Origin of the sequence: Microcystis sp. M49636_WE2 (assembly GCF_030065375.1) — a bacterium.
Taxonomy (GTDB): Bacteria; Cyanobacteriota; Cyanobacteriia; order Cyanobacteriales; family Microcystaceae; genus Microcystis; species Microcystis aeruginosa_C.
In genome coordinates, this window is the sequence record NZ_JASJFG010000531.1 from 1 (window position 1) to 2,169 (window position 2,169).

Below are 2,169 nucleotides of genomic sequence, written 5' to 3' on the forward strand. Positions count from 1 at the left end.
ACTGATTGGGGCGAGTTTATTCTTTATGGTCGGTTGTACCTACGATCGCACCCATACCCTGATGTTAGACGAGATGGGCGGTGTCGGCAAGAAAATGAAGAAAGTTTTTGCCATGTGGACCACCTGTTCCCTCGCTTCCCTCGCTTTGCCCGGGATGAGCGGTTTTGTGGCGGAATTAATGGTATTTATCGGTTTTGCCACCAGTGATGCCTATAGTCCCACTTTCCGCGTTATTATCGTCTTTTTAGCAGCTATCGGTGTCATTCTCACCCCGATTTATCTCTTGTCCATGTTGCGAGAAATTCTCTACGGGCCGGAAAATAAGGAATTAGAAGAACACCATGCCCTAGTGGACGCGGAACCCCGGGAAGTCTTTATCATCGCTTCTCTATTAGTGCCAATTATCGGTATTGGACTCTATCCCAAAGTGGCTACGACGATTTACGATGCTACTACCAATAAATTAACCGCCCTAGCGCGTAATTCTGTCCCCAGTTTAGTGCAACAGGCAAAGGCAAAAACCCCCAGTTTCTCCCTTTATTCCCTAAAAGCCCCCGAAATCTAAGGATTTATCAGTTATCAGTTACCAGTTACCAGTTATCAGATTTGAGTTTTAAGTGAGCAGTATTAAATCCCACTTTCCGCACTTCTTAACATTCAATTGATAATTTTTACTAATATTAAATCCGGTTATTAAAGAATGATTATTTATTCTCCCTTTTGCCTTTTGCCTCTCCTCATAACTAGCCTGTACTCAATGGATTTAGTATTATTATACTTTTAATTGATTGTGTGATTATTTTAATGCGATCGCTACTGAGTACAGCCTGGAGAATTATTAGAATTAGTCCCCACTGGAGCAATCGCGCCCAAAGAAGATTAGGCGGTCGCAACGCGCTCGCTACGCGAGACCGCAACATGGCAAAATATAGGAGTTTAGCTCATGTCTAACGAAACCGTGACTTATTCCCTAGAAGCTGTTCTAACAAGGATTGAGGGAAAAATAGACTCTCTACAAAGGGATGTTAACAAGCTAGAAATAGGACAATCAGAGTTAAAAGGGGAGATTAAAGCCTTAGGCTTTAAGGTTGAGGGCATCGATAAAAGATTAGAAAAAGTAGAAAATGAACAATCTGTTTTAGTTAAGTCTATTTCTGACTTACAGGGATTTCGGGGGTTAATTTTACCTCTGATTGTTGGGGGAATTAGTGCCGGTATCGGGGCAATAATCACCGTCAGCATCAGATTTTCTCTACTCAGTGGCAACCCATAAATAAGGCGATTGCAACATAGCAAAATATAGGAGTTTAGCTCATGTCTAACGAAACCGTGACTTATTCCCTAGAAGCTGTTCTGACAAGGATTGAGGGGAAAATAGACTCTCTACAAAGAGATGTTAATCAAAAATTCGACAAAATTGATGAACGATTAACCAAAGTAGAAACAGGACAATCGGAGTTAAAAGGGGAAATTAAAGCCTTAGGCTTTAAGATTGAGGGCATCGATAAAAGATTAGAAAAAGTAGAAAATGAACAATCTGTTTTAGTTAAGTCTGTTTCTGACTTACAGGGATTTCGGGGGTTAATTTTACCTCTAATTGTTGGGGGAATTAGTGCCGGTATCGGGGCAATAATCACCGTCAGTATCAGATTTTCTCTGCTCGCTGGCAAACCCTAAATAAGGCGATTATAACATAGCAAAATATAGGAGTTTAGCTCATGTCTAACGAAACCGTGACTTATTCCCTAGAAGCTGTTCTAACAAGGATTGAGGGGAAAATAGACTCTCTACAAAGGGATGTTAACAAGCTAGAGATAGGACAATCGGAGTTAAAAGGGGAGATTAAAGCCCTAGATGAGCGACTAACCACAGAAATTAAAGGATTAACTGCAAGAGTCGCTAATCAGGAATTTACCAATCGAGGGATTCTAATCGCTTTGGTTGTTGCCATTTTAGGAGGGGCAGCCAAACTTTTTGGTTTTCTTCCCAATCCCTAACAGATATCTAATTAGGAAGTTGCCGTTTTCTTGGCTCTTCTAGGTTCTGTGTGATAAGTTTAATTGACATAGGATCGATCGATCTTTGTGTCCTTTGTGTCTTTGTGGTTCGTTCCACCCCCTCGCTAGGAGAAATGTATCTTAGAATACATTTTACCCACCAAAGCTGGGA

Annotated in this window: 4 protein-coding genes; all 4 read left to right on the forward strand. The window is 41.0% G+C overall.

Features of this window, described 5'->3' with window-relative positions:
• A partial coding sequence (locus tag PX484_RS12325) for a proton-conducting transporter transmembrane domain-containing protein (protein WP_288104058.1) occupies positions 1–565 on the forward strand: 565 nt, incomplete at its 5' end.
• A 378-nt stretch (positions 566–943) separates the two neighbouring features.
• Entirely contained in the window at positions 944–1,273 is a 330-nt protein-coding gene (locus PX484_RS12330) for a hypothetical protein (protein WP_002803299.1), read from the forward strand.
• A 41-nt stretch (positions 1,274–1,314) separates the two neighbouring features.
• Entirely contained in the window at positions 1,315–1,677 is a 363-nt protein-coding gene (locus PX484_RS12335) for a DUF4164 family protein (protein WP_002803300.1), read from the forward strand.
• Between the two features lie 41 nt (positions 1,678–1,718).
• Positions 1,719–1,997, forward strand: a complete 279-nt coding sequence (locus PX484_RS12340; RefSeq protein WP_002735949.1) for a hypothetical protein — start codon at positions 1,719–1,721, stop codon at positions 1,995–1,997.
• Positions 1,998–2,169 lie beyond the last annotated feature (172 nt).